Annotated in this window: 19 protein-coding genes; 2 read left to right on the forward strand and 17 right to left on the reverse strand. The window is 66.6% G+C overall.

All coding sequences use genetic code 11. The features are described 5' to 3' along the window. The first annotated feature begins 42 nt into the window (after positions 1-42). Positions 43-978: a methyltransferase domain-containing protein gene (locus AC6LJ9_RS12170; RefSeq protein WP_498147740.1), complete on the forward strand. Its 936-nt coding sequence runs from the start codon at positions 43-45 to the stop codon at positions 976-978. A gap of 157 nt (positions 979-1,135) precedes the next feature. Here AC6LJ9_RS12170 and AC6LJ9_RS12175 read toward each other — a convergent pair whose 3' ends face one another. The 17 genes from AC6LJ9_RS12175 to AC6LJ9_RS12255 all read right to left on the reverse strand — a co-directional run bounded on the left by AC6LJ9_RS12175 (position 1,136) and on the right by AC6LJ9_RS12255 (position 23,364). Further along, a complete protein-coding gene (locus AC6LJ9_RS12175) occupies positions 1,136-2,371 on the reverse strand; it encodes a YbdK family carboxylate-amine ligase (RefSeq protein ID WP_498147741.1) in 1,236 nt (411 codons plus the stop codon). 349 nt (positions 2,372-2,720) lie between these two features. Next, a complete protein-coding gene (locus tag AC6LJ9_RS12180; protein WP_212322238.1) occupies positions 2,721-4,190 on the reverse strand; it encodes a TrkH family potassium uptake protein in 1,470 nt (489 codons plus the stop codon). A gap of 7 nt (positions 4,191-4,197) precedes the next feature. Continuing rightward, the gene (gene trkA, locus AC6LJ9_RS12185) at positions 4,198-5,577 is read right to left on the reverse strand and encodes a Trk system potassium transporter TrkA (RefSeq protein WP_212322236.1); all 1,380 of its coding nucleotides are present in this window, start codon (positions 5,575-5,577) and stop codon (positions 4,198-4,200) included. Continuing rightward, positions 5,574-6,266: a response regulator gene (locus tag AC6LJ9_RS12190; RefSeq protein WP_212322234.1), complete on the reverse strand. Its 693-nt coding sequence runs from the start codon at positions 6,264-6,266 to the stop codon at positions 5,574-5,576. Before AC6LJ9_RS12190 ends, trkA begins: the two co-directional genes overlap by 4 nt. Before the next feature lie 11 nt (positions 6,267-6,277). Then, positions 6,278-8,599, reverse strand: a complete 2,322-nt coding sequence (locus AC6LJ9_RS12195) for a sensor histidine kinase (RefSeq protein WP_498147742.1) — start codon at positions 8,597-8,599, stop codon at positions 6,278-6,280. Continuing rightward, entirely contained in the window at positions 8,596-9,186 is a 591-nt protein-coding gene (locus AC6LJ9_RS12200) for a DUF4390 domain-containing protein (protein ID WP_498147743.1), read from the reverse strand. Before AC6LJ9_RS12200 ends, AC6LJ9_RS12195 begins: the two co-directional genes overlap by 4 nt. A gap of 40 nt (positions 9,187-9,226) precedes the next feature. Continuing rightward, entirely contained in the window at positions 9,227-10,564 is a 1,338-nt protein-coding gene (gene rsmB, locus AC6LJ9_RS12205) for a 16S rRNA (cytosine(967)-C(5))-methyltransferase RsmB (protein ID WP_498147744.1), read from the reverse strand. A gap of 123 nt (positions 10,565-10,687) precedes the next feature. Then, entirely contained in the window at positions 10,688-13,072 is a 2,385-nt protein-coding gene (locus AC6LJ9_RS12210; protein WP_498147745.1) for a fimbria/pilus outer membrane usher protein, read from the reverse strand. A 44-nt stretch (positions 13,073-13,116) separates the two neighbouring features. After that, positions 13,117-13,830, reverse strand: coding sequence for a fimbria/pilus chaperone family protein (locus AC6LJ9_RS12215; protein ID WP_498147746.1), 714 nt, complete (start codon positions 13,828-13,830; stop codon positions 13,117-13,119). A 75-nt stretch (positions 13,831-13,905) separates the two neighbouring features. Further along, positions 13,906-14,541, reverse strand: a complete 636-nt coding sequence (locus AC6LJ9_RS12220; RefSeq protein ID WP_498147747.1) for a DUF1120 domain-containing protein — start codon at positions 14,539-14,541, stop codon at positions 13,906-13,908. A 38-nt stretch (positions 14,542-14,579) separates the two neighbouring features. Beyond that, complete coding sequence (locus AC6LJ9_RS12225) at positions 14,580-15,251, reverse strand: DUF1120 domain-containing protein (RefSeq protein WP_498147748.1); 672 nt, start codon at positions 15,249-15,251, stop codon at positions 14,580-14,582. Between the two features lie 53 nt (positions 15,252-15,304). Beyond that, entirely contained in the window at positions 15,305-16,090 is a 786-nt protein-coding gene (locus tag AC6LJ9_RS12230; RefSeq protein ID WP_498147749.1) for a hypothetical protein, read from the reverse strand. Between the two features lie 46 nt (positions 16,091-16,136). Further along, complete coding sequence (locus AC6LJ9_RS12235; protein ID WP_498147750.1) at positions 16,137-16,865, reverse strand: DUF1120 domain-containing protein; 729 nt, start codon at positions 16,863-16,865, stop codon at positions 16,137-16,139. A gap of 174 nt (positions 16,866-17,039) precedes the next feature. Further along, positions 17,040-18,125 carry an ABC transporter substrate-binding protein gene (locus tag AC6LJ9_RS12240; RefSeq protein WP_498147751.1) on the reverse strand — a complete coding sequence of 362 codons (1,086 nt, stop codon included), beginning with the start codon at positions 18,123-18,125 and terminating at the stop codon, positions 17,040-17,042. Positions 18,126-18,192: 67 nt separating this feature from the next. Continuing rightward, entirely contained in the window at positions 18,193-18,837 is a 645-nt protein-coding gene (locus AC6LJ9_RS12245) for a response regulator (RefSeq protein ID WP_103271447.1), read from the reverse strand. A gap of 67 nt (positions 18,838-18,904) precedes the next feature. Beyond that, positions 18,905-22,177, reverse strand: a complete 3,273-nt coding sequence (locus tag AC6LJ9_RS12250) for a hybrid sensor histidine kinase/response regulator (protein ID WP_498147752.1) — start codon at positions 22,175-22,177, stop codon at positions 18,905-18,907. Further along, entirely contained in the window at positions 22,174-23,364 is a 1,191-nt protein-coding gene (locus AC6LJ9_RS12255; RefSeq protein ID WP_498147753.1) for an EAL domain-containing protein, read from the reverse strand. The genes AC6LJ9_RS12250 and AC6LJ9_RS12255 overlap by 4 nt, the downstream gene beginning before the upstream one ends. Before the next feature lie 250 nt (positions 23,365-23,614). On the opposite strand from AC6LJ9_RS12255, the gene AC6LJ9_RS12260 reads away from it, so the two are divergent. Further along, positions 23,615-24,070 (forward strand): hypothetical protein, encoded by a 456-nt coding sequence (locus AC6LJ9_RS12260; RefSeq protein WP_498147754.1) that lies wholly within the window; start codon positions 23,615-23,617, stop codon positions 24,068-24,070. Positions 24,071-24,091: the final 21 nt, after the last annotated feature.

The raw sequence follows: 24,091 nt of genomic DNA on the forward strand, positions 1-24,091 counted from the left end.
AATCATGTTCCGCCCGCTCCTTCCGACGCGGGCGCGACCGAAATGTCCCTTCCCGAATCCGCCCCCCTGCCCACCCTGCCCATCGTCAGCGCCGACGTGCCGCGCCAGTTCGCGCGCCGTGGCGACCTGTCCGAGGCCCAGTTCCTCTATGGCGAAGTCGCGCGCCGCATGCTGGGCCGGCTGCAGTACATCCGGCTGGCGCCGCAGGCCATGCTGGACGCGGGCTGCGGCGCGGGCGACAACCTGCCGCTGCTGCGCGAGCGCTATCCGGATGCCGCCTACACCGGCCTGGACAACTGCGAACCGCTGCTGGCCGCCGCCCGCAAGCGCCACGCGCCGGGCGGGCTGGGCGCCTGGATCGGCAAGCTGGCGCGTCGCGGCCCGGCCGCGCCCGCCTTCGTCAACGGCGATCTGGCGCAGACCGGCCTGGCGCCGGAATCGCTGGAGCTGGTCTGGTCCAACCTGGCCCTGCACTGGCACCGCGCGCCGCACGCGGCGCTGGCCGAATGGCGGCGCGTACTGAAGGTCGGCGGGCTGGCCATGTTCTCCTGTCTGGGACCGGCCACGCTGCGCGAGCTGCGCCAGGCGCTGGCCGACGCCGGCCTGCGCACCGCCACGCCGTCCTTCGTGGACATGCACGACTTCGGCGACCTGCTGGTGGAAAACGGCTTCGCCGATCCGGTGATGGACCAGGAAATCCTGACGCTCACCTACCGCAGCCCGGAAAAACTGCTGCAGGACGTGCGCGCGCTGGGCGGCAATCCCGCCGAAGGCCGCCGCGGCGGGCTGGTGGGCCGGGACTGGCGCGACCGGCTCTGCGCGGCGCTGGAAGCCCAGCGCCGCCCCGACGGCGTGATCGCGCTGAGCATCGAAGTGGCCTACGGCCATGCCTGGCGGGCCGCCGCGCACCGCGCCGCCGCCGGCGAAACCCGGCTGTCGGTCAGCGCCATCGGCGGACGCCAATCCCGCAATCCCTGAGCTGGCGCGATTGCCGGCGCCGCACCAAACAGGGAACTGCGCCAGGGCCTGACCGGACAGGGCGCCCGCGCCGCTTGGGCGCCGATCGCCTGAAAACTGCCCGCGACCAAAGAAAAGGGGGCCCGCAGGCCCCCCGTTGAACGCCCCTTCGCCGCGCTCAGTGCAGGCGGTCGGGCACGATGACGCCCGGCTCCGCGCCGGGCAGCGCGGCCATGGGCTCGGACGTGGCGCGGATGCGCCGGCGCAGCACGGCGGCCGGCTCGGCCGGCGCCGGCTCGCGGTTCGAGCCGCGCCAGGCCGTGGACATGGCCTCCACCACCAGCGGCAGATCGCGCAGGCGGTGGAACTGGTTACGCAGCCAGCGCGAATCGTTGCCGCTGCGCATGGCGTCGTCGCGCAGGGCCGCGATCATGTCGCCAGTGCCCAGCTCCTCGGCCACCGGCATCAGGCGCTGGAACAGCGCGCGCAGGTGGTCGATCAGGCGCATGCGCTGGCCCTCGGGCGTCACATAGCTGCCTTGCAGGCCGAAACGGCAGGCCTGGAAGTGATTGCTGCGATAGCACAGCCAGGCCTTGTCGCTGGGCTCGGGCTCGCGCATCAGCAACACCGCCAGCGCCTGGGCCAGGGCGGCGATCTGGCAGGCGCGCTCGACCGTCAGCGGCGTGTCGCAGACACGGATCTCGACCGTGCCGAATTCAGGCTTGGGCCGGATGTCCCAGTACAGGTCCTTGATGCTTTCGGCCAGGCCATAGGCGCGCAGTTGCGACAGGTGGGCCTCGAACTGGTACCAGTCCTTCACTTCCGGCGGCATGTGGCCCGCCAGCGGGAAGCTGTTGACGGCATTCAGGCGCGAGCACGAAAACAGCGTGTCCACGCCCTCGCAATAGGGCGAGGACGCCGACAGCGCGATGAAATGCGGCACATAGGGCGACAGGCGGCGCACCAGCCGGATGGCGTCGTCCCCGGTTTTCACGCCCAGGTGGATGTGCTGGCCGAACACGGTGAATTGACGCGCCAGGTAACCGTACATTTCGGCCAGGTACTGGAAGCGCGGCGTGTCGGAAATGGAGCGTTCCTGCCAGCGCATGAACGGGTGGGCGCCGCCGCCCGCCACGGAAACGCCGACGGCGTCCGCCGCCTCGACCAGCGCGTCGCGCATTTCGCGCATCTCGGCCAAGAGGCCCATGGGGTGCTCGTGCACCGAGGAATTCAATTCGATCATGGACCGCGTGATTTCCGGTTTGACGCGGTCGGCGATGGGGTGGTTGGCCATCTGGGCGAGCAGCTCGTCGGAAGCTGCCGTCAGGTCGTAGCTGGTCGGGTCGATCAGTTGCAGCTCGAGCTCGATGCCCAGGGTGTTCGGGGCCGACGAAACGAACGGAATCTGTTCCATCTCGGACTCCTTCGGATGTTTGATGAGGGAATGCGTCGTTCGGCCTTGAAGCCCGGCAACTTCCCGGGGGGCGCTAGACGACGACTTATGGACGCATGATAGCCGCAGGTTTGTGGCAAAAAGATGGAGAATCGTGACATTTGTGTGCAACATCAGGAAACACACGAATTCTTCCCACGGCGCCATGTGAGCAAGCACTTACAGCGTAGGAATGGCGGGGCCTAGCGGCCGACTCATTCGATCGGACCAGTCCTAATGGGGCTTTCGAGCGGGGATGGGATTACCCGATCAAGGGTAATCCCTTAGAAATTTCGAGCCAAAAATGGGTCGCGTACGGCCCGGCCCAGGCCTATTTCCGCCAGAAAATCGGCGTGAAGAGCACCAGCACGGTCAGCAGTTCCAGCCGCCCGATCAGCATGGCGAAGGTGCAGACCCAGATCTGGAAGTCGGACAGCACGGCGAAGTTGCCCATCGGGCCGACCGGACCCAGCCCGGGACCGGTGTTGTTGACGCTGGCAAAGACGGCCGAGAAGGCCGTGATGGGATCCAGGCCGGAAAGCAGCAGCAGGCTGGTGAACACCGCGATGGACAGCCCGTAGAACAGCATGAAGGCCAGCACCGAGGCCATGGTCCGGGCTTCCACCGCGCGGCCGTTGATCCGCACCGGACTGACCGCATGGGGATGCAACATGGTGACCAGCTCGTTGCGCGCCTGCTTGATCAGCAGGATGGCGCGGATCATCTTGATGCCACCGCCGGTCGAGCCGGCGGAGGTGGCGAAACCCGACAGCAGCAGCATGGTCAACGGCGCGAACAGCGGCCATTGGGCGAAATCGGTGTTGGCGTAGCCCGTGGTGGTCGCCATGGAGATGGTGTTGAACATGCCGTAGCGCAGCGCCTGCAGCGGCTCGGCGTAGACGCCCTTGACGTACAGGAACACCGAGATCACCAGGCCCACCCCCAGCACGACCACCAGGTAGGGGATGGCCTCGGGGCAGCGCAGATAGGCCCGCGCGCTGCGCTGGCGGAAGGCGTTGAAATGGGTGGCGAAGTTGATGCCGGCGATCAGCATGAACACCATGGCCACGATTTCCACCGGCACCGAATCGAAGTGGGCAAAACCGTCGTCCCAGGTGGAAAAGCCGCCCAGGCCCATCGTGGTGGCCATGTGGCACCACGCCTCGAACCAGGACAGGCCCACGGCCCGGTAGGACAGGAAACAGAGGATGGAAAAGACGAAATACACCGCGTACAGCGCCTTGGCCGTGCTGGCGATGCGCGGCGTCAGGCGCTCGTCCTTCATCGGGCCCGGCGTCTCGGCGCGCACGACCTGGTGGCCGCCCACGCCCAGCAGCGGCAAGATGGCCACGGCCAGCACCAGGATGCCCATGCCGCCGATCCAGATCAGCGTGGCGCGCCACAGGTTGATGGACGGCGGCAGCGCGTCCAGGTTGGTCAGCACGGTGGCGCCGGTGGTGGTCAGGCCGGACATGGCCTCGAAATAGGCGCCGGTGAAGGACAGCGGCATGCCGGCGCGATGGAAATACAGCATCAGCGGGATCGCCGCCAGCAGCGGCAGGCCGGCCCAGACGGCCGACACCAGCACGAAGCCATCGCGCGCCCGCAGTTCGCTGCGGTTGCGCCGGGTCAGCACCGCCAGCCCGCCGCCGATGCCGATCGACAGCAGGAAACCGTGCAGGAAGGCGTCGCGCGCCGCGTCCTGGCCGACGTAGGCGACCACCAGCGGGATCAGCATGGTGAGGGCGAACATCACCATGGTCAGGCCCAGTATGTAGAGGGTGGCCAGTACGCGCTTCATGTCCGTGCTAGAAGAAAGAGGCGGAAACCTGGAACAGCTTTTCCACGCGCGGCATCTGCTTGCGCGAGGGCACGAACACGATCACGTGGTCGTCGGCCTCGATCACGGTGTCGGCGTCGGGCAGGATGATCTCGTCGCCGCGCACCAGCGCGCCGATGCTGGCGCCCTTGGGCAGGCTGATCTGGCCCACCGGGCGTCCCACCACCTTGGAATTGGAGCGGTCGCCGTGGGCGATGGCCTCCAGCGCCTCGGCCACGCCCTGGCGCAGCCGGTGCACCGCGGCCACGTCACCGCGCCGCACATGGCGCAGCAGCTCGCTCATGGTGGCCTGCGACGGCGACACGGCGATGTCGATATGGCTGCCCTGCATGAGCTCGCCGTAGGCCTGGCGGTTGATCAGCGCGATCACCTTGCGCGCGCCCAGCCGCTTGGCCAGCAGCGAGGACATGATGTTGTCTTCGTCGTCGCTGGTCAGCGCCAGCCAGGTGTCCATGTCCTCGATGTTCTCGCGCTCGAGCAGGTCCTCGTCGGTGCCGCTGCCGTGCAGCACCAGCACGTTGTCGGGCAGCTGCGTGGCCAGGTACTCACAGCGCTTGAGGTCGTGCTCGATGATGCGCACGCTGTAGTTCTCGTCGGCCAGCTGGCGCGCCAGCCGCAGGCCGATGTTGCCGCCGCCGGCGATCATGACGCGGCGCACGGCCTTCTCGGCCTCGCGCAGCTGGCGCACGGCGCGGCGCGCATGGCGGGAGTCGACCAGCAGCACCACCTCGTCGCCCGGCGCGATCACGGTGCCGCTGCCGCCGCGCACCGGACGCCCGCCGCGCAGCACGTCGATCACGCGCGCGGTCACGTCCGGCCAGACCTCGCGCAGCTTGTCGATGGAATGGTGGGCCATCGGGCTGCCGTGGCCGACGCGCACGGTCACCACGCTGACGCGGCCTTCGGCGAATTCCACCACCTGCAGGGCTTCGGGGAATTCGATCAGGCTGTGCAGATAGGTGGTGACGCTGCGCTCCGGGCTGATCAGGGCGTCGATGCAGAAGCCCTCGTCGCTCATCAGCTCGGGATGCTCGGGAAACTCGGCCGAGCGGATGCGGGCGATGCGCCGCGGGATGTTGAACAGCTGGCGCGCGATCTTGCACGCCACCATGTTGGCGGTGTCGGACGCGGCACAGGCGATGAACAGGTCGGTGTCGGCCGCGCCCGCGGTTTCCAGCACCGACACCTGCGCGCCGTCGCCATGGACCACGCGCAGGTCGAAGTGCTCTTGCAGGTATTGCAGCTGACTGGGATCGGAATCGATGACCGTGATGTCGTTTTCCTCGGACACCAGGTTCTCCGCCACGCTGGTGCCTACGCGACCAGCGCCCATGATCAGGATCTTCATGCGCCCCGCTTGCGGGCCGATTCGATGCCCAATTGCTTGAGCTTGCGGTAGAGGTGGGTGCGTTCGAGGCCGGTGCGCTCGGACACCCGGGTCATGCTGTGGCTTTCCCGGACCAGGTGGTACTCGAAATAGATGCGCTCGAACTCGTCGCGCGCCTCGCGCAGGGGCTGGTCCAGCGAGATGCTGCCCAGCTGGCCGTTGGACGTGACGGGCACTTCGCCGGCCGACGCGGTGGTCAGGGGCGGCGGGTCGAGCTCGTCTTCCAGGGCCACGGCGGCGCTGGCGATGGCCGGATGAGCGGCCGCCGGCGCCGGATGGGGCGCGCGGCCGCGCGCCAGGCCGGCGGCGACGGTCTTGAGCAGGCGCTGCAGCGTGATCGGCTTTTCCAGGAAATCCATGGCGCCGATGCGGGTGGCCTCGACCGCGGTGTCGATGGTGGCGTGGCCGCTCATCATGATCACCGGCATGTCCAGCATGCCCTGCGAGGCCCATTCCTTGAGCAGGCTCACGCCATCGGTGTCGGGCATCCAGATGTCCAGCAACACCAGGTCGGGACGCATGCGAAGGCGCGCGGCGCGCGCTTGCGCCGCGTTTTCGGCCAATTCGACCGTGTGTCCTTCGTCGTAAAGGATTTCCGACAAGAGTTCGCGAATACCGACTTCGTCGTCAACCACCAGGATTCTGGCCATAAAGCATCCACCTATTGCGTAGCCGCATTATCCTTTTCTTGCGCGGTCGCGTCCATAGTATCGGCTCCCGGCGCGAGCCGGGTCAACAAGATGGAAATCCGCGCGCCGCCGTCCTTGCGGTTGGCAAGGTCGATCCGGCCGCCATGTTCTTCAACGATCTTGCGCACGATCGCCAATCCTAACCCAGTCCCGTGGGACTTGGTGGTGACGTAGGGCTCGAAGGCCCGCTGCAGCACCTGCGGCGGGAAGCCCGGGCCGGTGTCGGCCACCGTGAAGCGCAGCGCCTGCTGGTCGGCGCGGTCCGGCTGCTCGCTGCGCATGAGCTGGGTCGTCACGCTGACCCGCCCTTCCCCGCCCAGCTCGGCGATGGCGTCGCGGGCGTTGGAAAGCAGATTGTGGATGACCTGGCGCAGCTGCGTGGGGTCGCCTTCGATGGCCGGCAGGCCGGCTTCCAGCGTCACGTCCAGGTTCAGGGCCTTCTCGCCGAAGCGGCCGGCGCCGCCGCCCTCGGGGTCCCAGCCGTACAGCGACAGCACGTCGGCCACCAGGGCGTTGAAATCGATGCGCTGCATGACGGCCGGCGGCGTGCGCGCGTATTCGCGGAAATCGTCAACCATCTGCTTGAGCGAGGCCACCTGATTGACGATGGTATTGGTCGAGCGCTCGACGATCTGCGCCTCGGCCGGCGGCAGCTTGCCTTCCAGCTTCATGGCCAGCCGCTCGGCCGACAGCTGGATCGGCGTCAGCGGATTCTTGATCTCGTGGGCCAGCCGGCGCGCCACCTCGCCCCAGGCCACGGTGCGGTTGGCGGAAATCACCTCGGTGATATCGTCGAACACGACCAGGTAGCCGTTGCCGCGGCCGTCCACCCGCAGGTGGGTGCCGCGCGCCAGCAGCGTCAGCGGCTGGGGCGCGATGTCGCTGTCGGCCGAGGCGACCGGCGTGATCTCGAACTGCTGCTGCCAGTGCTGACGCTCGGAGCCCACCGCCGCGTGGGCCGAGAAGGCCTGGCGCACGACGTTGGCGAACTCCAGCATGCCGTCCACGGTTTCCAGCGGCCGGCCGATGACCGAGCGCAGATCGGCCTGCAGGATGGTCTGCGCGCCCTGGTTGACGGTGGTGACGCGGAAGGACTCGTCGAACGCCAGCACGCCGGACGACAGGTTCGACAGCACGCTTTCCAGATAGACGTTGGAGCGTTCCAGCTGCTGGCGGTTGCTCTCGACCATGCGGCGGGCCTCGTCGAGCTGGCGCGTCATGGCGTTGAACGAGCGGGTCAGCTGGCCGACTTCGTCGCGTTCGGGCGGCTCGGGCAGCGGCCGGTAGTCGCCCACGCCCACGGCCTGCGTGCCGGCGGCCAGGCTGAGCAGCGGGCGCACCAGGCGCTTGGACAGCGACAGCGCCACGGCGATGGCGCCGAAGGCGGCCAGCAGCAGCGCCAGCGTCAGCGTGATGCCGTAGAGCTTGCGCAGGCCCAGCCGCGACAGGGCCAGCTCCTGGTAGTCGCGAAAGCCCTGCTGGACCTGGTTGGCGTTGTGCGCGATCTGCTCGGGCACGGGCTGGAGCAGTTGCAGCCAGCGCGGCTCGGGGGCCGCGCTCAGCGGACTGTCGTAGCGATCGGGGCCGGTCAGCGCAATGATGACGCGCAAATGCAGCCCGCCGTCGGCGCCGGCCGTGACGGGATCGTCGGCCTCGGCCGCCGAATAGCCTCGGGCCACCCGCAGCTGGTTCAGGACGGCCGCCGGCGGCATGGCCGGCAGCAGCTGGCCATACTGATTGGTGGAAAACGCCACCATCCGCCCGCTGCCGGTGAACACCATGGCCTCCTGCACGCCGTTGGCCTCGCGCAAGCGGGTCAGGGCCAGCGACACGCCCACGTCGGTATTGCGGTTCAGTTCCACCGCCATCGAGCGGGCGCGGGCGTCCAGGTCGGCCAGCTGGGAATCCAGCGCCGCGCGGCCCAGGTTCAGGCCGGCCTCCAGCGCCGTGTCCACCCGCACGTTGAACCAGGATTCGATGGAGCGCGACATGAACTGCACCGACACGGTGTAGATCAGCGCGCCCGGCACCACGCCGATCAGCGCGAAGGCCAGGGCGAAACGGGCGGTCAGGCGGGCGCCGAACTGCCGGCGGCGGATCTGCCGCGCCAGCCGCACGGTCAGCGCCACCACCCAGACGAACAGCGCCAGCGCGAAGATCCCGTTCAGGATCAGCAGGACGTCGTAATAGCGCGCGAAGCGCGAGGCATTGCCGGTGGACCAGGCCAACAGGCCCAGCAGCCCCAGGCCGCTGATGGCGCCCACCACCAGGGCCAGCCTGAGCAGCAGCCTCATGATGGGTCTTTCTCCAAGCCGTTGATCTCGAAGACGAAATCCACCCAGGGCGTGGCCTGGATCCAGGAACTGCTGTTCAGCGCGTTCACCTGGAAGGGCCGGGGCAACAGCGAGGTATCCAGCCGCAGGCGCAGCTGGCCGTCGTAACGGGTGTCTTCATCGAAGTCGTCGGCGTCGGCCACCTGCCAGTTGCGGATGTGCCGGATCACGCTCATGGCGTCGTCCAGCGAGGCCACGGGGAAGCTCAGCTCGCCCACGCCCGCCCGCCATTGCCGCGTCAGCGCGTTGTAGGTCACGCGCCAGGTGCGGGTGGTATCGACCAGGGATTTGTTGAACCACCACCAGCGATCGCGGGTGATGGTGAGGTCGGCGGTGAAGTACAGCGGCACGCCGCGCTGGGCGGCATCGCGCAATTGCTGGTTCAGCTCGAATTCCACGTCGGCGTCGATCTGGAGCTTGCCGTCGCGCACAGCGGGCTGGACGCTGACGACGCGCGGCTCGGAAGCGTGCGCCTGCCCGCCCGGCATGAGAAACAGCAAGGCAGAAGCCAGCAACAACCCGAAAAATAAGCGCGAAATGATGGACATACGACACCGCTACACCGTTATGCCCCTTATTCTTGGCGATTCAGGACGGCTTGGCAAACAAGGCGTAGAAAAATCCGTCCTGTTGCTCTGCCGGTGTTGCATCGACCGCAACTGGCAGCAGCTGGCCGGGCGCGTCCAGGCGCCGGGCCTCGGGGTGGCGCTGCAGGAACTCCAGCGCCTGGCGCGTGCCCTCGATCGGGAACACCGAGCAGGTCACATACAGCAGGCGCCCGCCCGGCGCCACGGTGCGCCAGAGGGCGTCCAGGATGCGGGTCTGCAGCGTGGCGGTGCGGCGCAGGTCGTTCTCGCGGCGCAGCCAGCGGATGTCGGGATGGCGCCGCACGATGCCCGACGCGGTGCACGGCACGTCGGCCAGCACGGCGTCGAAGGGCTTGCCGTCCCACCAGGCGTCCAGGTCGGCGGCGTCGGCGGCCTGCAGCCGCACCCGGTCGCCGCCCAGGCCGAGCCGGTCCAGGTTCTGGCCGACCCGCTCCAGGCGGCCGGCGTCGGCGTCCAGGGCCAGCAGGTCGATGTCCGCCAGCTCCAGCAGGTGGGCGGTCTTGCCGCCCGGGGCCGCGCAGGCGTCCAGCACCCGCATGCCGTCGGCCGGAGCCAGCAATTCGGCGGCCCGTTGCGCGCCGGCGTCCTGGACCGACCACCAGCCCTCGGCGAAGCCTGGCAGCTGGACCACCGGCCGGGGCGTCGCCACCACCAGGCCGGCCGCGCCCACCGGCTCGGCCGCCAGGCCGGCATCCTGGAACGCGGCCAGCACCTGTTCGCGGCTGGCGCGGCGGCGGTTCACCCGCAAGGTCAGCGGGGCCGGCAGATTGGCGGCCTGCAGGATCGCCTGCCAGTGCTGCGGATAGGCCACGCGCAACTGCTTGACCCACCAGCCCGGGTGGTTCCATTGGGCCTCGGGGCTGTCGGCCACGGCCGCCGCCAGCGCCTCGCGCTCGCGCAGGAAGCGGCGCAGGCAGCCGTTGAGCAACCCTTTGAACGAAGCCAGCGCGCGAGCCTTGGACGCGGCCGTCACGGCCTGATCCACCACCGTGTGCGGCGCGTAGACCGGCATGCCCGGCACGGCGGCCGCGGCCTCGCCTTCCGCCTTGAGCAGGGTCAGCGACACCAGCAGCAGGGACTCGAACAGGACGTTGGGATAGCGCTGCACCAGTTCCCGCCCGACCGCGTCGGCCCAGCCCAGATAGCGCATCGCGTGGAACGACACCGCCTGCACTGCCGGGCGCAGCGCGCTTTCGACGTCGGCCAGCGCCTCGGTCAGGGACCGGCCGTCCAGGACCTCTTCGACCACCCCCGCGCTGGAAAGCAGGACAGAAGACAGCGGCGGGGCCAGATGGGGGGTGTCGGAACGCGTGGACATGGCAGGAAATCAAGGGATAAGACCGCTATGGTAGCCCGGCGGCGGCGCCCGCGCCGGCAAGAGGCCGCCCGGGACGCCGGACGAACGCGTCCAGAACCTCGTCTTCCCCGGGCTCCGCCCTCCTTACGACGCCGCCTTCCCGGGCGGAAGCTTGCGGCACACGGCCAGCGCGTCCTGGTAGGGGCGATCCGGGTCCGGCTTGCCCTCGGGCGTGAACTCCAGATAGCACTTGCTGCCATCCTGCAGCGTCACCTGCAACGGCGCGGGATAGTCATCGTCCAGGAAGATCTGTCCCTGCCGACCGACCAGCGTCACCAGGTTGCCGCGTCCGTCCATCACCGGCAGGCGCTCGGCCAGCGGCTGCCGGTCGGTCTCCAGGACGGCGGCCAGCAGGTAGCGCTGGACCTGCCGCAGATTGAAGTCCAACACCTGCACCGAGCCGCGGGCCGGCTTGACCGATTGAACGCCGTTCGGCAGGTTGGCGTTGCGCGGCAGGCTGGCGGTGCTGATCTCCACCGAGCTTTCGCCATAGGCCGTCAGCCCCGGAATCACGGCGTTGCCCCAGGCGTCCGTCCAGACCGGACCCGAAGGCGTCTGGATTTCCACCCCGCCCAGGTCGCCGACCTTGGCGATGCCGAATGTGTCGCCCACCTCATAGGGCGAGAACGCCACCACGCCTCCCGCGCCCACCATCGAACCCTGTACTCCCCAGTTCGTCGACACGTCGCCCTGCGGACCGCGGCTGGCCGACAGATTGACCCGCGCGTAGCGCGGCATCGCGTCGATCGACGCCGACGAGTTGACCGCGCCGCCGGGCCTGGCAACGCTCGAGGTGACGTTGTAACTGAACTGCGGGCTGACCATGGCGGAATAGCTGGCGCCGACGCTGCCGCTGTCGCCCGACTTGCTGAAGTACGTGCTGGCGTTGGCGCTGCCCAGGGGGAAACTGAGTGTCAGGAAATACTGGTTGTCTGATCGTGCCCGGGTGCCCGTGCTGAGATCCTTGGCCACGGATAGGCTCATCGAGGTACGGGCGAAGCTCCGGTTCCAGGACAACGTCGCGCGATTGCGCTTGCCTTCCTGGTTGGACAGGCGACTGGTGGTATAGCTTGCGGAAAACGCACCCAGGGTCGGGACGAACCACGACAAGCTCGCGGTGTAGGCCTGGCTCGCGCTGGACGAAATCCCGCCATTCGTGCGCGCCACCTGCACCACCTGCGCCAAGTCGCGATAGCCTTGCGTCTGCAAGGTGGCCGAAAGGCTCGTGGACAACCGCTCGACCGGCACGACCGACACGTTCGCCGTGATCTGCTGGCCCAGGAGCTTCTCGCCCGCAAAACTGGCGCTGGACGCGCGCACGCCGATCGAAGCGCTGATGGCGTCGCTGGGGTTGACGGAAACCCCGGCGGCCAGCGCACGATACGGGGCGGAAACCACGACACCGGCGTTGAGGGTGCCGCGGCTGCCGAGGCGCCAGCCGTTGCTGACGGTGGCAACCAGCGGCGTCCGGCTGTCGCTGCCGCGCGAGGCCTGGTAGCGCCCCACCGCGACGGACAGCCCCTGCGGGGCGACGTTGCGCACATTGCCGAACGATGCGGCCGGCACGACGAACTGCTGCCGTTCGCCGCTGGCGGCGATCACCTGGACCTCCAGGTCAGAATTGCCGCTGACGATCGGCACATCGTTGATGGTGAAGGCGCCTGCTGGCACCTGTGTCATCAGGATCAACCGGCCCAGCTGCCGCACCTCGATCCGGCTCTGGCCCGTGGCGATGCCGCTGAAGTTGACGCCCGAGGCCAGCGTCTGGCGCAGCGCCTGTTCGGGAAATAGCTGCGCGCCGCGCAAAGTGCCGACGGCGAACATCGAACCCGCGGGCGAGATCTGGCCCGCCTGGAACGTGGAGCGCATGCTCGGCACGGCGCGCTGCGCGTAGGTATCGCCCTGCGTGAAGGTGGAGCGTCCGCCTTGCGAGTAATAGTCCTGGCGGCTGCGCAGGATCCAGTCGGCGATGTTCACGCCCGTTTCGGTATAGGCGCGCAGATACTGGTAGCCCGAATCGCCGCTGCCGCTGCGCGAGCCGCTCACGTTGTAGTTCATCATGGCAGCGGCTCCGCCCGAGGCATACTGTCCCTGGATCGCCTGCTCGACTGGGGCGCGCGCCGCCAGCGGCGTCACGATATCGACCTGGGACTGGTTCGGCAGCTGCGTAATGGCGGTTTCCGGGTAGGCCTTGCGGTAATCCTGGCAGGACTCCTCCGACGTGCCGTCGGGCACCTTCAGGCCGGCGCGCTGCAACAGCTCGGGCGTGAAACAGAGCGTGCCTTCATCGCTGAAGCGCAGGTCCATCGTGCCCAGGTCTGTGCCGTTGACCAGCAGGCGCACCCGGCTGACGCCGGGCAGAAAGCGCGCGGTCTTGCTGAAGTAGGCCGCGGCCTCGGGCGAGATGCCCAGCCGCTTGAGGGTTTGGGGATCGAACTGCTGCGCGAACGCGGCAGCGCAGACCGTCATGCAGAGAATCGCAGCCAGGCCCGCCGCCGCGTGCGCGCGCGGCCTCATTTCCCTGGCGTGGGCTTGCAGGCGCCCGACAAGGTGATGGCATAGGCGCCCACGGCATAGCCGTAAACCGTGGCCGGCCAGATCGTGACCGTGCCGGCGGCGCCCGGCTGCTTGCCCTTGACGGGCAGATCCAGGCGCTCGCCCGGCAGCACATAGGTCTTGGGCAGCAGCACGGCGATATTGCCGCTGTCCAGGCGTACCTGCTGCGCCAGGCGCACCACGTAACCACTGTCATTGCACAACCTCAGCCGGTCACCGTCCACGGTCGCGGTCAGGCGCGTCCACGGATCCTTCAGCTTCTCCAGCGAGCGCGGCTGGATGACCATGGGAATATTCTGGCGAAAGGTTGTCTGGACCTGATTTTCGGTGCCACTCGCCACGGGGATACCCTCGAAGGACACACGCTTGAGGCGCTGCGTGGCCAGCGGTTCCTTCTTGGTCAGCATGAAACGCACCAGCTGCGACTGGCCGGCCTCCAGTCGCGCCATGGGCGGGGTGGCGACGACCAGCTCTTCCTGGTCCTCGGCGATGTTCTCGATGGTGGTGTAGAGCAGCACGGGCGCCGTATCGGTGTTCTGCACGATCATCGAACCCTCGCCGGTAGCCTCGTCAACAAGCAGCACCGAGCTTTCGGGAACGACGCCGGCGGCGCCGGCGGGGTTGGCCAGCAGCGCGCAGGCCAGGGAAACGCAGGTCAGGATGGTTTTCATATCAATCAGCAGGAAAATGGACGTGGTCAAGCCGGCCGTTGCCGGCCCGCGAAGAAGGTCATCGGGTAAGGTGCCCTACGGGAAAACGGCCGACAGATCTATCGCACCGTCGAGCTGGACCTCGCGGCCCAGGTACAGCGTGGAGGTCGGTGCGATGGCCGCCTCGAGCCGCACGCCGACGGCGAGCGTGCGGCCGCTGGACGGGCGACGCTGCGTGTCGCGAGTCCAGGCGATCAGGTCGTTGGCGTCCAGGGCCGCGTCGGCGTCCAGCTCGCGCCAGGTCGCGCCGCCGTCGGACGACACGATCAGGCGCGCCGGCGAGCCGTCCAGCGTGGCGGTATCGCGCCGCCAGCGCAGTACGAACGCACCCAGGTTCCTGCCAGCCGCCAGGCCCAGGCCCTGGCTGGCCTGCGGCGTCACGCCGAGCCGGCTGCTGGCCAGGGGACTGGCGCTGCCATCGCCGCCGGATTGGCGCAGCGCGACCGTCGCCGGCTGGTCGCAGCTGATGGTGATGTTGCGTTGTTGCGGCGGCAGCGGCGCGGCCTCGGCGGCGCGCAGCAGGTTGCGCTTGATCTTGCCGTAGTCGACCACGGCGCCGCCGCCCAGCTGGATGCGGCAATTGGCGGCTTGCGACGCGGGAGAGGCGGCGAAACTCGCCGCGCTGAATGCAATACCCGTCAGGGCGTACAGGAAATTCAAGTAAGGCTTCATGGTCAGCCGGCTCTCCCGGCACGAGGCGGCGTCGGCCGCTAGATGTAGACAAGCGTCAGGATCGCGTTGCCGCTGAAGGGAACCTCGGCCGACACACCGAGCTGGGCGCTGCGGTTCAGCGCGGCCTGGATGCACACGGAACCCACGAATTCACTGCCGAAGGCCGGTTGCTTCAGACCGGGCAGGCTCCAGCTTTCCACGCTGCCGTCGTCATGGAAGAAGTTGCCAACCGACGGCTGCCAGGACTTGCCGCCGTCGCCGCTGTAGATCGAGTCCGTGACTTGACCGTCCACCAGGAAACCCGGGACCAGCAGCAAGGCCCAGGATCCGATGGCGCGTCCAGCCTCATCGCGCAAGCCGTATTGGCGATCGGCCGACCAGCTCTTGCCTCGTCCACCGAAAAAAACAATGGCATCCTTGAACGGCACCAATCCGGCGTTGGAATCGCTGGCAGTCAGCCCCACGAGGGTCTTGGCCGCACAGGAGATGCGCAATTCCCGATCGACCACCGGCAGCAGCGTGAACGTATCCCGGTTCAGATCCTTCAACTTCACCTTGCCGTAGTTGAAGACCCCCTGTTCAGAAAGCTGCATCGTGCAAGCGGCGGGCTTGAGTTCTCCCTGCACCGTCACATTGAAGGAGGGGTTCTGCGCCTGCCCTGCCATCGGCGCAACAAGACAAGCCCAAGCGAACAAAATTCGAAGTTTCATTGTTCATGCCCATCGGTTGGCCGGCACAACGCTCGCGACGGCCAACCTTCGGATCAGATATAGCTGAGAGTGATGATGGTCGTGCCGTGAAACGCCAGATCGGCATTGACCTTCAGCTGCGACTTCGGCAGGATGACCGCGCCGATCACGATGTTGCCGGTAAACAACTTCGCCATCACGGCCTCGGAGACCTTGCCTTCAGCGGCGAAGCTCACGAAGGTGGAACCATCCGCCTTCAGCTGCGAGGCATGGGCCACCGAATCCGCAGCGTTAACCCACGTGTTCTTATCGGCACTGGTCACGACCAGGGCCTTGAGGGGTGTCCCGTTTGACGATCCAGTCGTATAACGGAAATCTCGAAACTGGAGGACATACCGGCCAATGCGCTCCTTCGATGTCGCCTGGTCGACCAAGTCATAGATATAACCCTTCTTCGCTTCAGCGACGATGCCCGTGGCCACATGCGTGAGTCCGGTTTCGGAGGCAACGGGCAGGTTGGTATCTCCGCGCGCGGACAGGGCAACCCGCGTATCCGCATCGCACTTGATAGTCAAGGACTGGACGATGGGAGCGAGCGGGGTTTCCGTCTTGTCTCGCAACGAATCGACGTTGATCTTGTTCAAGTTGAAGTTGACGTCACCGGCGTCGGGAGTGCAGCTTCCCGGAGTGAGCGTACCTCCCACGGCGACGTTCAGGTTTACCGTCGCCGATCCGGCTGCGGCCGGCGTTGATGCCGCGCCCGTCGACTGTGCGGTGGCCACTATCGGCACGACGACCGCCACGCCCGCTGCGCATGCCAGGACCGCGCGCAGGATCTTGCTGTATTGAATATGTTTCATGTTGCTCTCGGAATATCGAAGCGCGCGTTAAGCGATGCGACCTGAATCAGATGTAGTTCAAAGTGATCACCGCGCCGCCCGTGAACTTGAGATCCCCGGTCAGGATCAGGTCCTTCTTGGGCAGGAGCATCGGCGCCACGATCAGCTGACCTTCATAGACTGAAGCCAAGACGGGCACAGTGTTGGCGCCCTTATCGGCGAACGAGATCAAGTTGCTGCCATTCTTCTTGAGCTGCGCGGCATCCCAATCATTCGTGTTGGCGAGATAGGCCCACGTATTCCTGTCTTCGCTCTTGATGATCAATGCCGTGCTGGGGGTTGAACCCTTGCCGCCACCTGTGTACGTGAAATTCCGGAACTGCATGGCGAACACGCCGACACGGCTGTTCGTATCGGCGGCATTGACCAGGTCGTACAACGCATTGGCGGAGGTATAGGTCTTCGCGGTGGTGTGGTTCTCCATATTCGTCGTGTATGCCGACGAAGCACTTTGCGTCGCTTGCGCGCTCAGAGCAATCGACGTGTCGGCGGAGCACGTAATCTTCACCGATTTCGTGATCATATCGAGCATGGTCGGCTTGTCGTTGTTCAACGTCTTCGTATTGATTTCCTTCATGTCGAACGTCAAATCGCCCGTCGTCGGGGTGCAACTGCCCGGCGCAATCGTGCCGATGACGTTGATCTTGAACGTGGGTGCGTTCGACTGAGCCATGACGCCCGCGCTGGCGGCGCAGGCCAAGAGAGCGGCGAGGAGCTTGCTGTTACGGTGTTTCATGAGTGTCTGATAAGCCAAGTAGGTACGTGTCGGAAGTCTCGTGCTGGGCTGCCCGGAACCTTGTGGCGCCCGGCGCATTCATCACGGAAACTAAGGTAACAACCCGACACCGCACCGCACCATCAGACAATTCCGGTAGTAATAACCCTCAAATAAGTGACAGGCTTATCAGGCCTAAGGCGCCGGCTTCATGATGCGCGTCAGCCACGCCGCCCGCATATGGGACAGCTGGGCCGGCGTCACCCCAGCCCAGTCCAGCGGGATCAGCCTGGCGGCGACGCCCGGCGACAACAGCGGTATCCTGGCGCGCGCCGCCTCGCCAATCTTGGCCTTCTGGTTCGACGGCGCGTAGTACATCGCCTCGGCAAACGCCTGTTGCACCTGCGCGCCCAGTGAAAAATTGATGAAGGCTTGCGCCGCCTTGCCGTTGGACCGGCCGACGACCTGGGCGATCAGGATGGGCACGGCGACGGTTCCCTCGCTGGGTACCGTCACGCCATAGCCGCTCAGGCTGTCCATCTGACTCTGGCTGCGGGAATTCCAACCCACGGCCAGCAACACCTGCCTGCGCGCCACCAGCCAGTATTGACTCGGACGAGGCGTCCAGGTCTGGACGTTGGGGCCGAGCTTTTCCAGGTACTCGAGGCCGGGATCCAGATCAGCGGCGTCATCAGGACTGCCGGCCAACCGATTGGCCAGCGCGGTCAACGCGATCATGCTGCCGTTGACGTTGGCATTGGTCGAAATGGCGACCTTGCCGCGATGCTTGGGGTCCCACAGCTCGCGCCAGCTCCTGGGTGGCTGCGCAAAGGCCGATTTGGCGTACACCAGCGTCATGGAGTCATACATGGCTGGCAGCGCCCAGAATCCCAGCTCGCGGCCCATGACGCCCAGGTCGGCGGCATTCGGCACGAGCTGTGGATTCATCTGCGCAAGCAGCCCTTCGCTCTGTGCCATGCGGGCGTTGGGCGGGTCCAGTATCACGACGTCGATGTTCGGCGTCATGCGCTGCGAACGCAGCACCGCCAGGGCATTGCGCGAGTCGCGGACCGCGTAATAGCGCACCAGGATGCCCGGATGCGCAGCCTCGAACGGCCGGATCACCGTCCTCGTGTACTTCTCGTCGAAGGCATCCACGCCATAGGCCATGACGGTGATTTCGACAGGCGCCGCCGCCCGGCTCTCGCCAGGCGGCAAGGCCGGCGCCAGGCCGGCGAGCGTCAGGCCCAGGAAACGGCGGCGGGGAAAGCTGCGATTCATGAGAAAAACTCCCTCTCGATGCCCTTGTTCCCGCCACGGAACAACGACAGGACTCCAGACGCACGCGTCATTTGAAAAGGTCGTAATTGACGCCGAACATCACCAGCTCGTGATCCGTTTCCACGTCCAGCTTGCGCATCGCGGCGACCTTGTGCGTGCTGACCGTCTTGACGCTGCGATTCATGATGCGCGCGATCTCTCCCACTGACGTGCCCGCCAGGAAATGCCGCAGCACTTCCAGCTCCTTGGGCGAAAGGCGGCCGATCCGCGTGGCCGCGTCCTGCGGGGCGCCAGGCAAGGAAGCCGCCAGGGAATGGGGCCCGCTGCGATACACCTGATTCCTCTCCAACGTGTCCAGGGCCGTCAGGATTTCCCCCAGATCGCGGCTCTTGAACACGACGCCGCTGACGCCTTCTTCATAAAGGCTGGCGACGATCACCGGCGAGGTGATCATGGTGTGGATCAGGATGCGCACGTCGGGAAAGTTGCGGCGCAGGTACTGCACCAGCGCCAAGCCGTCGCTGTAGCCATCCTCGGACGGCATGTTGTAGTCGGTGATGATGACGTCGGGCGCCAACTCGCGCGTCTTGCGGATCAGCTCCGCGGCATTGGTGGCATCCCCGACGATCTGGTGGCGGCCAGCGCCTTCGAGCACATTGCGAACGCCGAGGATCACCACTTGATGGTCATCGGCCAGCAGGATTCGTGTCATTCTTCTTGCTCCCATTTTGATGCTTTCGACAAGGCTTCCTGCGATCTTTCCGGACAGGGCCCGGGGGCTACAACTCCGTGAATCTTTCGGTCAACTGGGCCAGCGTGCTCTTGACCGCGTTCTCGAGCATCGCTGTCATTCCTTCCTCGGCGATCTTCTGTTCCAGCACGCCGCAAAACCGCGCGATGTCCTCGGCGTTCATCACGGCCAGCGATCCGCGCATCCGGTGCAGGGTCGCGACGGCCGCGGGCGCGTCGCGCGCGGCCAGGGCCGCCCGCATCGACGCCATGTCCTCGCGCATGGTGGTATTGAAGGCCGCGCGCAAATGGCTGTCGAAGAGCTCCTTGGGCTTGGTCGGCGGCGGCGGTCCGGCGAACTTGGAGCCGATGATTCTCGCGCAGGCGGTGCTCAGCGCATCATGCAGCGTGCGCAGGTCCACCGGCTTCACCACCCATGCGTTAAGGCCGGCGGCGAAACCGGCATCCCGTTGCGTCTGCAGCGCGTCGGCCGTCAAGCCGATGATCGGCGCATTGGTGCTGCGGGCACGCAACGTGCGCACCAGTTCATAGCCGTTCATCAACGGCATGTTCATGTCGGTGACCAGCACATCGAATTCGTCCGCGCTCCAGCGCGCCAGCGTCTCCAGCCCGTCCGCGCACAGCGTGACCTCGCAGCCCAGCTCCTCCAGCTGGCGCACCAGCAGGTTCCGGTTGACCGGATTGTCCTCGGCCACCAGCACCCGCAGTCCCAGGCGCCGCAAGCCGGCATCCGGCCGGTACTCGGACGCGCGGCCATCGTCGGCGTCCCCGTCGGTCGCGGGCAGGTCGGCCGACGGCCGCTCGCGCTGCGCCAGCGCGACCGCTTCGACGATGCTGTGCCGCAGATGGCTGGTGACATGTATTTCGGACAGGCTCCATTGCGGCTTGTCCGGTCCGTCTGGAATGCACGACACCCGCGGACCATTCCATTCGATCGGCGGCAGCCGCTCGGGCAGCAATTCCACCAGGATGCCGTCCCGCTTGGCGGGCACGCTGCTGCCGTGGATGGGCCGCGCGCTGGCGCCAGCCAGCGCCAGCCACGCGCAGGTGTCCTGCGCCACGTCGGCCACCGGCGCGCGCACCCATACCGCGGGCGCGGGCGCGATTTCACCGCCGCCAGCCAGGCGCGCGGCGTCCGCCGTCACCCGCAGCGGCAGCTGGAAGATGAACGTGCTGCCCCGGCCCGGACTGCTGTCCAGCGTGATGCTGCCCTGCATCAGCTCGCAAAGACTGTGGCAGATATAGAGCCCCAACCCGGTGCCGGGCATCGTATGGCCGGGCGAGCCATGGGCCTGGTAGAACGGCTGGAACAGCATCTGCTGCTGGTTCGCCGGTATGCCCAGGCCGGTGTCGGCAATACGCCATTCCAGCACGGCGGCGCCGTCCGCCTCGCCTGCCCTGACCAGGTCGATCCGCACCCAGCCGGCCTCGGTGAACTTGATGGCGTTGCTAACCAGGTTGTTCAGCACCTGCTTGATGCGCAGGGCGTCGCCGTGCGCATAGACCGGGACGTCGGTGGCGATGGTGGCGAAGAACTGCAGGCCCTTGGCGTCAGCAGTGGCCGCGTACGACTGCATCACCTCCTCGGTGAGCGCGGCCGGATCCAGGCGCTGGTCCTTGAGCGTCATCTGCCGCGACTCGATCTTGGAGACGTCCAGAATGTCGTTGATGACGTTGAGCAGGCCGGCGGACGAGGTCTGTATGGTGCGCAGATAGCCGCGCTGCAGATTGGTCAGGGGCGTGAGGCCAAGCAATTCCACCGTGCCCAGCGTGCCGTAGAGCGGCGTGCGGATCTCATGGCTCATGGTGGCCAGGAACACCGTCTTGCCCGCGTTGGCATCGTCGGCGGCGCGCTTGGCCTGCGCCAGCGCGGCCTGCACGCGTTTGTGATCGCTGATATCGCTGAAGGTGGCAAGAATGACCTCCTCGCCGCGGTAGGTCAGGCGCGAGGCGATGAAGCTCAGGTGCCGGCCATTGATCTCGACGTCGCTGACGGCGCCGTCCGGCGCCAGGGCCAGCTGCCTGACGATTTCCACGTCCCCCAGCCATTCCTCCGCCAGCTGGTTCTTGGCGACGACCTGTCGGTCGGAAATGCGCAGCGCGCAGACGGCGACGCGGGCCGCATCGATCACGGCCCGGTTGAAGGATTCGCTTTCGACCACGCGTTCGTGGCTGGCCTGGGCGGGCCTCACCACCAGGTTGCGATGGCGCCGATACAGCACCATGCTGCCGACCGCGCAGAGCAGGAGCAAGCCGACGAAAGAGAGCGGCTGCCAGCGGGCGGCCTGGAAGAACTGGTCATAGGGGACCAGGTAACCCGCCGCCCAGCCGTCCTCGCACCAAGTGTCGATCAACACCCCTTCCCACCCAAAGCGCACATTGCTCTCGACCTCCTCCAGCGCACCATGCTCGTGGGGGCCGTCGGACGCGGGAGCGAGGCCGGGGGAGGTGCCCAGGTACTGGAAATAGGCCCGGCCGTATGCGGCGTCGCCGTTGTACACGTCGCGCATTTCGAAAAACGTGGCCAGCACCAGGTTGCGCTTGGGGGTCTCGGGCGCCCACAAGGCATCCGGCAACTCGATCGCGCTGTAGATGATGTAGCCGAGCCGGTCCTGACCGTTGCCCGGCAGGTTGACGTTGATCCATCGCAGCCCGCTGGGACTGACTTTCGCCGTCTGGGTATAGATCAATTCCCGCACCCGATTCGCCGACAGCGGACAGCGCCACCAGCGATGCACGTCATCCGTCATGGAATCCTCGGAGCAGGGCACGGAGATGCTGAGCGGGCTGTTCAGGTCAAGCAGGAACACCTGCATCCCGGGCTGCTGCCAGGGACTGCGGTAGGACCCGTAGAGGTTCGCCAGGCCGGCCGCCACGGTCTGCAGCCGCCGGCTGTGGTCGCCGCCGGCGGACGAATCGTTGCGGCTGACCTTGATGATGTACGGCATCGCCAGGCTCCCGCTCTGGCCTTCGTAGGTATAGGTGCTGGCGTCGCTGTCGATCAGCTCGAACGATGTGGGGCCGCCCTGCGCCACGGTCAGGCTCAGCCGGGTAGCTTCATTCTTGATGGCGCGGGCCAGGAACGACTCCTGCCCGTGCAGGTTGTAGGCCAGCTTCTGGAAGTGCTGCCGCGCATCCGTGCTGGCCACGTTGATCAGGCTGTTGATCATCCAATAGCACAGGGCCAGCATGATGATGGCCAGGATCAGCGTGACGATGAACAGGACCTGCATGCGCAGCGAAACCCGGGCCAGATCGCCGATGGAGGCGATGCGCGAGTGCCGGGATGTGGCGCGGATCATCGGGAGACGATGGGATTCCGTTTCAGGAAGCCCAGCAATAATTCCGGAGTCAGCGCGCGGGATATCAGGAAACCCTGCGCCATATCGCACTGCAGTTTCTTCAACAAGGCCAGCTGTTCCCAGGTTTCGACGCCTTCGGCCACCACGTTCAGGGCCAGTCGCCGGCCCAGCGAGACGATGCTCTCGACCGCAGCCTGCGCGCCCTCGTCGGCCGTGCAGCGGCTGATCAGGGAACGGTCGATCTTGAGTTCGGTGAAGGGCGTGGAGACCAGGTTGAACACCGAACTGTAGCCCTGGCCGGAATCATCCTGGGCCAGGCCGAATCCCTTCATGCGCAAGCGGCAGGCGCCCGCGTAATAGTCGCTTATCGCATCCGTGGTCGTACCCTCGGTCAGTTCAAAGCAGATGTCCTGGGGGCTGCCGCCCAGGCGCATGACGTGGTCGTACAGACGATCCGGCAGGTCGGCGTCCTGCAGCAGGTGCGTCGGCAGATTGACCGACACCTCCATCCGGAAATCATGCTGCTGCCACGCATGCTGCGCGGTAATGGTCTGCGCGAGCATTGACAATAGCAGCTCATCTTCCAGCTCGTCCAGTATCAGGGCCGGCAGGAACTGGCCAGGCAGCAGCACGCTGCCATCGGGCAACACCCAGCGCACCAGCGCCTCCGCCGCCCTCACCGAGCCGTCGGCGATGCGCATCTTCGGCTGGAACCAGGCCCGTACCTCGCCCGAGGCCAACGCATGCTGCAGCGCGGAACGATCAAACACCTGACCCGACACCAGCGATTCGGCCTTCAGCCGCGAGGCCGCCTTGAGTTTGGCCACCAGCGCGATGATGGCTTGCGGCTGGGCCGGCTTGGACAACTGGTCGATGACGCGCATGCCCAGCGTCTTGGCGACCAGGCTGGCGCCGGAGATCAGGCGCTTGGGAGACGAGCTGATCACCGCCAGCAAGGGCGGCGCCTCGTAGGTGGACAGGCGCTGGATCAGCTGTACGCCATCCAGCTCGGGCATGAGCAGATCGCTCAGGACCAGGTCATAGCGCTGCTGCTCCAGCAGGCTCAGGGCGTGACAGCCGTTCTCGGCCGTATCCACCTGCGCGATGCCGGCCTGGATGAACAGGCTTTTCAGATATTCGCGTTGCAATAGCTGATCATCGACGATCAAGACGCGATAGGACAGCATGGTTCGTAATCTCCTGGGGACGCTGCTACCCCTGGGAGCGAAACAGGCCCGGCAGGACAGGCGCACACGCGTCGGCGGTCAGCAAGGGAGTGATTAGAGCGGGATGCTGCGCCAAGGAATATCAGACGTTTCCGAATTGATTGTCTCATTCACCAGTGGGTGCCCCGGGAGGGTTTTAAGAACCGTCTGATTCCCAAATCCCTCGTCGCATTCGGACAATGCCGTATCCCGTCTGTTTCCCTTCCGTCCCGTGACTCACTTCGCTTTCCTGCATACCCTGCATGTACACGCCCAGCACATCGATCGCGCCGCGCGCCTGGCGGCCAGCGTCCGGGATTCCGTTTCCGCCATCTGCTTCTATGCCGAAACCCAGGCCAGCCTGTACGCGCGCGCCGGCGCCCCGGGCCGGCACTATCTGCTGGTCGAAGGCGAATCGGCCTGGCTGCAACGCTTCTTCGCGATACCGCACTGTCCGCAGGTATCCGGCGTGATCGCGCTGGTGAACGACGACGCCGGCCCAGCCTGTCTGGCCAGGCTCATGCTGGCCGACGCGGACATCTGCCTGCAGGGCTCGCCGCATCCACGGGTGATCCTGGCTGCCTTGTCGGCGCTGGCGCGCATGGAACGCCGCCTGCTCGTCGCCAGCGGCGGCGCGCCTTCCCATGACGTTTTGGAATATCGAGGAGCGTCCCCGGGCGCGCATTGACTCCTGGCGCATCCTGATCCT

The organism is Achromobacter sp. 1011811831 (assembly GCF_059760905.1).

What these genes read in the sequence shown, in the direction of transcription:
- trkA (WP_212322236.1), bottom strand. Translation starts at nt 5,577, where the DNA reads ATGAAGATCCTGATCATGGGCGCTGGTCGCGTAGGCACCAGCGTGGCG.
- AC6LJ9_RS12225 (WP_498147748.1), bottom strand. Translation starts at nt 15,251, where the DNA reads ATGAAACTTCGAATTTTGTTCGCTTGGGCTTGTCTTGTTGCGCCGATG.
- AC6LJ9_RS12210 (WP_498147745.1), bottom strand. Translation starts at nt 13,072, where the DNA reads ATGACGGTCTGCGCTGCCGCGTTCGCGCAGCAGTTCGATCCCCAAACC.
- AC6LJ9_RS12255 (WP_498147753.1), bottom strand. Translation starts at nt 23,364, where the DNA reads ATGCTGTCCTATCGCGTCTTGATCGTCGATGATCAGCTATTGCAACGC.
- AC6LJ9_RS12195 (WP_498147742.1), bottom strand. Translation starts at nt 8,599, where the DNA reads ATGAGGCTGCTGCTCAGGCTGGCCCTGGTGGTGGGCGCCATCAGCGGC.
- AC6LJ9_RS12220 (WP_498147747.1), bottom strand. Translation starts at nt 14,541, where the DNA reads ATGAAGCCTTACTTGAATTTCCTGTACGCCCTGACGGGTATTGCATTC.
- AC6LJ9_RS12180 (WP_212322238.1), bottom strand. Translation starts at nt 4,190, where the DNA reads ATGAAGCGCGTACTGGCCACCCTCTACATACTGGGCCTGACCATGGTG.
- AC6LJ9_RS12175 (WP_498147741.1), bottom strand. Translation starts at nt 2,371, where the DNA reads ATGGAACAGATTCCGTTCGTTTCGTCGGCCCCGAACACCCTGGGCATC.
- AC6LJ9_RS12170 (WP_498147740.1), top strand. Translation starts at nt 43, where the DNA reads ATGTCCCTTCCCGAATCCGCCCCCCTGCCCACCCTGCCCATCGTCAGC.
- AC6LJ9_RS12200 (WP_498147743.1), bottom strand. Translation starts at nt 9,186, where the DNA reads ATGTCCATCATTTCGCGCTTATTTTTCGGGTTGTTGCTGGCTTCTGCC.
- AC6LJ9_RS12215 (WP_498147746.1), bottom strand. Translation starts at nt 13,830, where the DNA reads ATGAAAACCATCCTGACCTGCGTTTCCCTGGCCTGCGCGCTGCTGGCC.
- AC6LJ9_RS12250 (WP_498147752.1), bottom strand. Translation starts at nt 22,177, where the DNA reads ATGATCCGCGCCACATCCCGGCACTCGCGCATCGCCTCCATCGGCGAT.
- AC6LJ9_RS12240 (WP_498147751.1), bottom strand. Translation starts at nt 18,125, where the DNA reads ATGAATCGCAGCTTTCCCCGCCGCCGTTTCCTGGGCCTGACGCTCGCC.
- rsmB (WP_498147744.1), bottom strand. Translation starts at nt 10,564, where the DNA reads ATGTCCACGCGTTCCGACACCCCCCATCTGGCCCCGCCGCTGTCTTCT.
- AC6LJ9_RS12245 (WP_103271447.1), bottom strand. Translation starts at nt 18,837, where the DNA reads ATGACACGAATCCTGCTGGCCGATGACCATCAAGTGGTGATCCTCGGC.
- AC6LJ9_RS12235 (WP_498147750.1), bottom strand. Translation starts at nt 16,865, where the DNA reads ATGAAACACCGTAACAGCAAGCTCCTCGCCGCTCTCTTGGCCTGCGCC.
- AC6LJ9_RS12230 (WP_498147749.1), bottom strand. Translation starts at nt 16,090, where the DNA reads ATGAAACATATTCAATACAGCAAGATCCTGCGCGCGGTCCTGGCATGC.
- AC6LJ9_RS12190 (WP_212322234.1), bottom strand. Translation starts at nt 6,266, where the DNA reads ATGGCCAGAATCCTGGTGGTTGACGACGAAGTCGGTATTCGCGAACTC.